The organism is Cyanobacteriota bacterium, assembly GCA_025054735.1.
Classification (GTDB): Bacteria; Cyanobacteriota; Cyanobacteriia; order SKYG9; family SKYG9; genus SKYG9.
Genome location: JANWZG010000215.1, coordinates 1 through 6,570, shown reverse-complemented (window position 1 = coordinate 6,570; position 6,570 = coordinate 1). Strand labels below are relative to the sequence as shown.

General features: G+C 50.4%; 7 protein-coding genes and 1 tRNA gene. 3 read left to right on the top strand and 5 right to left on the bottom strand.

Annotated features, from left to right (window positions below; genetic code table 11):
* The 5 genes from NZ772_11320 to NZ772_11300 all read right to left on the bottom strand — a co-directional run.
* Positions 1 to 225: PipX family protein (locus tag NZ772_11320; protein ID MCS6814135.1), on the bottom strand; the 225-nt coding region annotated here is incomplete at its 3' end.
* Positions 226 to 368: 143 nt separating this feature from the next.
* Positions 369 to 1,352: an energy-coupling factor transporter transmembrane protein EcfT gene (locus tag NZ772_11315; GenBank protein MCS6814134.1), complete on the bottom strand. Its 984-nt coding sequence runs from the start codon at positions 1,350 to 1,352 to the stop codon at positions 369 to 371.
* A 5-nt stretch (positions 1,353 to 1,357) separates the two neighbouring features.
* A complete protein-coding gene (der, locus tag NZ772_11310) occupies positions 1,358 to 2,701 on the bottom strand; it encodes a ribosome biogenesis GTPase Der (protein MCS6814133.1) in 1,344 nt (447 codons plus the stop codon).
* A 39-nt stretch (positions 2,702 to 2,740) separates the two neighbouring features.
* Complete coding sequence (gene bioD / locus NZ772_11305; protein ID MCS6814132.1) at positions 2,741 to 3,430, bottom strand: dethiobiotin synthase; 690 nt, start codon at positions 3,428 to 3,430, stop codon at positions 2,741 to 2,743.
* Between the two features lie 169 nt (positions 3,431 to 3,599).
* Positions 3,600 to 3,672: transfer RNA gene (locus NZ772_11300), tRNA-Val, on the bottom strand.
* A 44-nt stretch (positions 3,673 to 3,716) separates the two neighbouring features.
* On the opposite strand from NZ772_11300, the gene NZ772_11295 reads away from it, so the two are divergent.
* The 3 genes from NZ772_11295 (at position 3,717) to NZ772_11285 (ending at position 6,557) form a co-directional block, all read left to right on the top strand.
* Positions 3,717 to 4,331 carry a metal-binding protein gene (locus NZ772_11295; GenBank protein MCS6814131.1) on the top strand — a complete coding sequence of 205 codons (615 nt, stop codon included), beginning with the start codon at positions 3,717 to 3,719 and terminating at the stop codon, positions 4,329 to 4,331.
* A gap of 87 nt (positions 4,332 to 4,418) precedes the next feature.
* Complete coding sequence (locus tag NZ772_11290) at positions 4,419 to 4,784, top strand: hypothetical protein (GenBank protein ID MCS6814130.1); 366 nt, start codon at positions 4,419 to 4,421, stop codon at positions 4,782 to 4,784.
* A 66-nt stretch (positions 4,785 to 4,850) separates the two neighbouring features.
* On the top strand, positions 4,851 to 6,557 hold the full coding sequence (locus NZ772_11285; GenBank protein MCS6814129.1) for a GspE/PulE family protein: 1,707 nt from the start codon (positions 4,851 to 4,853) through the stop codon (positions 6,555 to 6,557).
* Positions 6,558 to 6,570: the final 13 nt, after the last annotated feature.

Below are 6,570 nucleotides of genomic sequence, written 5' to 3'. Positions count from 1 at the left end.
AGCATCTAACCCCATGCGGCGTAGGAATCGAAGGCGGCCTTCAACCAGGATGCGAGCATCCGCACGGGTAGTCGGCTCAAACTTCAGGCCATTGGGGCCAGTTGTGACTAAGAAAAATAGCCGCTGGGCATAGAGAGTGGCAAATAGTTCGCGATCGTCCTCAACGAGACAGACTCTGAATAGCAGTCCAAACGTTGGGTGATTCAAATAAGTTTCACTGCTCATTCAGTTCTAAAGTTCTAGGGAAAATGCTCCACGACCTGTTTACGGAAATCGTACTTAGCTAATCATCAACCCGTATAGTACGGGCTAATGGCCATATTGATAGTAGACTTCCCAAATTTTTTACTATAGCAGAAACCAGACAATTATGACTGCCAACCCCACACTAATCGAACTCCCCAGAGCAGCACTAGAGCTGCCATTGCCACCCAATCTTGCCAACAGATGCGCAATGGATGCCACTGCACGTAATGTTGACTAGGAGTGGTAAAGCCACGAATCAACATAGCACTAGCGATTTGTTCAGCCCGTCTTAACAGATTTTCTAGCAAGCGTTCCGCTGCCAATAGCCAAATTTGACTCGTACCTCGAAAACCTAACTTGCGCCAATTGATTGCACGAGTCTGGATAGAGCGTGCCAAGTTTTGCACTTCTTCCAGCACAAGGGGAATAAACCGCAATGCCAGAGTTAGTGTCAGGATGATTTCTGTTACGGGCAGATGGAGTCGCCGCAACGGATGCAAGAGGCTGTCAAGGCCAGCGGTAATTTCTTCTGGTGCAGTGGTTAGCAGATAGAGTGTGGTGCTGTAGATCAGCGTGAAGATTAATGTGCTAACCCGAATTGCTAAATCAAGGGACTGGCGGGTAATGGTGATGGGAGGATGTTTAACGAGAACGTAGCGATAGGCAGTGGGTTGAGGCAGTTCAGGGGTCGTGGCAGCTAGTGGGGAGTTGCGTTGTCCCCAACTGAGAGGGTTATACCAAGCTGAGTGCTGGGGTGATGGTGGAGGGACAGTTTGTTGAGCGAGGGCTAGTTCATCAGCCGGTAGGCGGGGTTGTTGGGAGGCAGCAATGCCATCAGGGGCAATCATTGTCAACCCAAACACCATCAGCATTAGTACTGTGAGCCACCCCAACTGCTGTCGCCACACCCGCACCGGAATCATGGCCGATAGTGTTAACGTCATCAACAAGCCAACCAACGCTAGGCGAACCCCAGAGCTAGCCAACACAGGTGCTATCAGAAAACTCATTAACCAGGCTAATTTCACTCTAGAGTCGAGTCGGTGCAGCCAAGTAACGGGTTGTTCTAGGTAAAGCCCTATGGGTAGCGATCGCAATAAGTCCATAATACTTACCGTGTCCTTTCTAGCTCACGGGGTTTTTTGCTCCGCCACAGCAAGCGAATCGGTGTGCCACCAAAGCCAAGCTGTTGGCGAAACTGACGCTCCATATAGCGACGATAGTTGTCGTTAAACAGGGTGGCATCGTTGACAAATAGGGCGATCGTGGGTGGCTGGCTACTCACTTGAGTACCGTAGTAAATTTTGCCCTGTCGTCCTTGGCGGGTTGTAGGGGGAGTATGCCAGCGTAATGCCTCCTCGATCACTTCGTTCACAACAGCGGTGCTGACCCGTCGGCGATGTTGCTCAGCGGCTTGATCCACAAGAGTCAAGATTTTTTCAACCCGTTGCCCTGTTTTGGCACTCACAAAAATAAAATCTGCCCAATCTACAAATTGGAGCCGATACTTCACCTGTTTCTCATACTCGTAGATCGTGTAGGAGTCTTTTTCGACAGCATCCCATTTGTTGACCACTACAACGCAGCCCCGTCCATCATCGGTAATGCGACCTGCTAGCTTTTGATCCTGCTCAGTTACACCCTCAAGCGCATCAATGACCAGTAGCACGACATCTGCTCGGCGAATCGCCTTGAAGGCGCGATTAATACTGAAAAATTCAGCTCCATAGTTCACATGCTTCTTCTTGCGGATCCCAGCGGTGTCAATTAGCCGATAGGTTTGGCCATTCCGTTCCACAAGGGTGTCGATCGCATCTCTAGTGGTACCAGCAATAGGACTGACAATCGCCCGCGTTTCTCCCACAAAGGCGTTAAGTAGGCTGGATTTGCCAACATTCGGACGGCCAACGATCGCTACGCTGATTTGTGAATTTTCCTCAGGTGTCTCCACCACTGCAGGTAAATACTCAACCACCCGATCTAGTAGATCACCAGTTCCGTTGCCATGGATGCTAGAAACCGGAAATGGTTCCCCCAGACCTAGTTCCCAAAACTGGGCTGCCTGCATCAAGCCCTGTTCTACAGATTCACACTTATTCACAGCCAGCACTACGGGGACGGTCTGTTGCCGTAGCCAATGGGCAATTTCTTCATCAGCAGGGAGCAACCCGGCTTGTCCATCCACTACAAAGATAGCAACCTGAGCTTCTGCTAGTGCCAACATAGCTTGTTCTCGAATCAGGGGCAAAAATTCAGTATCGTCGTTGAAAACCAAGCCCCCTGTGTCTACAACTTGGAAGTCTCGATCATTCCAAAACGCTAGTTGGTAGGTGCGATCGCGAGTGATTCCTGGCTCATCAAAGACAATAGCATTACTCCGCCCTACAATCCGGTTCACCAGGGACGACTTGCCCACATTGGGGCGGCCAATAACAGCAACGATGGGTAGAGTCATAGTGTCATCCTAGCAATTGTCTGACGGTATGCATCAGCGTTACAGCGGTAGCAGGCGCTCAATCTCCAGATTAGAGGCAACTTGGATGAGCTTGTGAACGTCAGTAGGATCGCTGAGATGGGGAATAGTACCAAGGATAGGCACTCCCGTAAGGGATTCAATCAAGCCGGGAGGGGCTAGATCGTTGATCGCAGAGGCTGTGGAATCATGCTCTAGCTGCACACAGTTCAGCACAATCCCCTTTAGGTGCAGCCGACTTTGTCGAGCTAGGGCGACATTAGCGACTGCTTGGGCGATCGCCCCTAAGCGCACAGGCACCACCAATACCGTCGGTAGTTGCCAGTCCCAGGCGAGGTCAGCAACGGTTGTTTGCCAAGTAATAGGAGAACCTAACCCTCCCAATGCTTCAATTAACACCACATCTCGCTGTCGCCGCAATGCCTCGAAGCGCTGCCACAATAGTCCAAGGTCAATGTTAGCCTGTTCCTTGAAGGCGGCAATCGGTGGGGCCAAGGGTGCTCGCAGGTAGATAGGGGTAATGTCTTCTGGAGTCTGGTCTAGGTGAAACAAGCGAGTATACAGCTCGCGATCGCCTACCCCTGACTGTACTGGCTTCATTAGGCCCAGACGTTTGTTGGGCATGTGGGCCTGACCATAGGCAACTAAAGCACTTGTAAGCACAGTTTTGCCTACCCCTGTATCTGTTCCTGCTATCAACAACGCCTTCACGATCTTACTAGTCACCCTTTACAAATCTAGATTTCCCTCAGTAGGTGATTCATACATACTCTTAAAAACTTGGTAATCTAAGCACATATGCTACTCGTGCTGAGTTAGACATCACCACATTGGTATCGCTATGAAGTTGCTGCTGCTATGAAATGGTGTCGAAGCGGAATGGGCGGTACTGGACTCGAACCAGTGACATCCTGCTTGTAAGGCAGGCGCTCTACCAACTGAGCTAACCGCCCATGTGTTCAATCGCGGATTTTAGTGTATCACAATTGGAGCAATTATGCCCGCAGGTTCCGTTCACGATCGCATCACTCTTTGGAGTCTACCTCTAGTTACGGGTTACAGCTTTTGGCAAACTCGCAACAGCACACTAACCCTGCTAGTGGCATCTGGCTTTTTGTTCGGGGGGCTAATGTTTGGCCCTGATTTAGATGTGCGATCGTGTCAATATCGTCGCTGGGGTTGGCTCCGGTGGATTTGGATCCCTTATCAACAGTTTCGCCATCGATCGCTCTTCACCCATGGCCCTGTGATTGGCACCGCCCTGCGACTGCTGTATCTCACTGGCTGGCTTGCTCTCCTGGCATTTATGGGCACGGCCATCTGGTCAATCGTACAACAGGTGCAAGGGCAGGTGGAGCAGTGGCAAGTGGTTGTCCCTCAGTATATGGGTTATCTGGGTCAACGGGTATGGCGATCGTGGAAACAACATCCTACTAGCTGGCTAGCTTTGGTCATTGGCCTAGAACTGGGAGCTATGAGCCACTCCTTCAGTGACTGGCTAAACTCTGCTCGCAAACGGATTCAGAAAACAGGTTGGGGAACAGCAGCAACCATAACTTGCCGTCAGCAGCAACATAAGCTTCAGGATCTACAGAGCAAATCTAAAGACTAGTAATTTAGCTGTAGGCAAATCATGAGTTAGTTAGGTATGCTACGGTAGCAATAATGTTTCTTGTTGTTGACAAGGACTAGGGTACTTATGCAGGCAAATGTTAGCGAGCAAGAGGATTCCCTACAAGAGCATCAATGCACTTATGATTCCGCCACTCAAACTATTGTTTTAGCTGGCATGTTGCGATTGGATGGCTTGAAGGCATATGAGCCTATTGTCGAGTTTTTAGAGAATGTTGTTAGCCGAGCACCAGATCACTTAACGCTAGATATTCGAGAGCTAGAGTACTTAAACAGCTCTGGCATTGCCGTATTGTCGCGGTTTGTATTAGGGTTGCATCGGCAAGGCAATATTCAACTAACCGTGAAAGCGTCATCTCAGGTAACATGGCAAGCCCGGTCAGTGAGAAATCTGCTGCGGTTAATGCCTGATGCTGAGCTGGAATTTTGCTAGGCTAACTGGGAATCCTATGGGCGAACTAGGCTGTGGTCAGTGTTGTGTGTCAACTCCCGCGTCCCCATGTTAGAGCCGTCATCCTTACAGTCTGCTTTGCAACAATTGCTACCGCCTAGGCGAAGCCACTCAACAGTAACGGATGGTTTAGGCCGATCAGTGTGGCAACAACTGCGCCAAGGCGAGATCACCTGTGAGCAGGCGCTAGCCATGTTGGTCGATCGCCACGGGCATGTTAACCTCAGTTTACTGGATCCACAGGTAAGTTTTCGATTTTTGCGAGAGTTTCCTGACCGCTCTGCATTGCCAGCCGTCATTCCCTTACTGTTGTGGCGTAACTGTTTTTACCTGGGCAGCCCTACCGCCTTGTCACCAGAAGTCGTTCGCCAGTTGAGCGATCGCACCCTGACGGATATTAAGGTCATCACCATTAGTAACAAAAGCTACAGTGCCTGGTATCGTCAGACAACCTTTGACCAAACACAAATTACTGCTACACCCCTGGTTAATCCCCTTACTGGTGAGCCAGAGCCAGAGGATATTAGTGAAGTCACAGAACTTTATCTGTCTAAGGCGGCTGACCAGATTAGTCGCATTAAGACCATTATTTCTGGGGCACTGCGTAACCGAGCGAGTGATATTCACCTAGAACCTACTCCAGATGGGCTGCGAGTTCGCTATCGAATTGATGGCATCTTGCGCGATATTACCACTTTGCCCCTAGAGGTGAGTCGGCGGGCGATCGTTGCCCTCAAGGTTATGGCTAACATGGATATCGCTGAAAGTCGCCGCCCTCAAGATGCTCGCATTGGGGAACGTTATAGCAATGCCCCAGGCCGCAACGATGACCTAGGGCTGGATATGCGAGTTAGCACATTGCCTTGCGTTGGTGGTGAGAAAGCCGTCATTCGCCTGTTGCCGAGGGAAAATCCGTTCACAACCATCAGTGAACTAGGGTTTACCCGGCGCACCCAAGCGATATATGAACATTGGTTGGCTCAGCCCCAAGGCATGATCATCTTCACAGGCCCTACAGGTTCCGGCAAAACCAGCACGTTGTATACAAGCTTGCAGGCGATCGCCACGGAAGATGTCAACGTTACTACTATTGAGGATCCGATCGAATATGTCTTGCCCCGCATCACCCAAACTCAGGTACATGAGGCTGCTGGCATGACGTTTGCTGCTGGATTGCGAGCAATTTTGCGCCAAGACCCGGACATTATTATGGTGGGTGAGATTCGCGATCATGAAACAGCCGAAACTGCTATCCGTGCTGCCCTCACGGGTCATCTTGTGCTGACCACCCTGCACACGAATGATGCCCCTAGTGCCATCCCTCGCCTCAAAGACATTGGCCCTGACCCTGGTCTTATCAGCGATGCCCTGTTGGGAATTGTCGCCCAGAGGCTTGTGCGGAAAATCTGTCCCTACTGCGCTGTTCCCTACACACCTACCCCTGAAGATTTAGCAACCTTGAGGCTTACCTACGACCAAGCCAATCCTCAAGCATGGCGTATTGGTACTGGGTGTAGTCGCTGTTTTAATACGGGCTTTCTAGGCCGGGAAGCTGTGATTGAACTCTTAAATGTGGATGATACTATCCGTCACCTTATCTATGAAGGCACTATGCCCCAGCTTTATCGCTATCTGCAAGAAATCAACTTCGACTCTTTCTACGTTGCAGCAGTTGATAAAGTTATCAATGGCATAACCACAGTCAAGGAGATGACACGAGTACTTCCCTACAGTGCTCTTAATCGCCGCCAGTAGGCCGAACCTGCCT

Coding starts and splice junctions, on each gene's coding strand:
- NZ772_11315 (MCS6814134.1), bottom strand. CDS start 1,352: ATGGACTTATTGCGATCGCTACCCATAGGGCTTTACCTAGAACAACCC.
- der (MCS6814133.1), bottom strand. CDS start 2,701: ATGACTCTACCCATCGTTGCTGTTATTGGCCGCCCCAATGTGGGCAAG.
- NZ772_11295 (MCS6814131.1), top strand. CDS start 3,717: ATGCCCGCAGGTTCCGTTCACGATCGCATCACTCTTTGGAGTCTACCT.
- NZ772_11290 (MCS6814130.1), top strand. CDS start 4,419: ATGCAGGCAAATGTTAGCGAGCAAGAGGATTCCCTACAAGAGCATCAA.
- NZ772_11285 (MCS6814129.1), top strand. CDS start 4,851: ATGTTAGAGCCGTCATCCTTACAGTCTGCTTTGCAACAATTGCTACCG.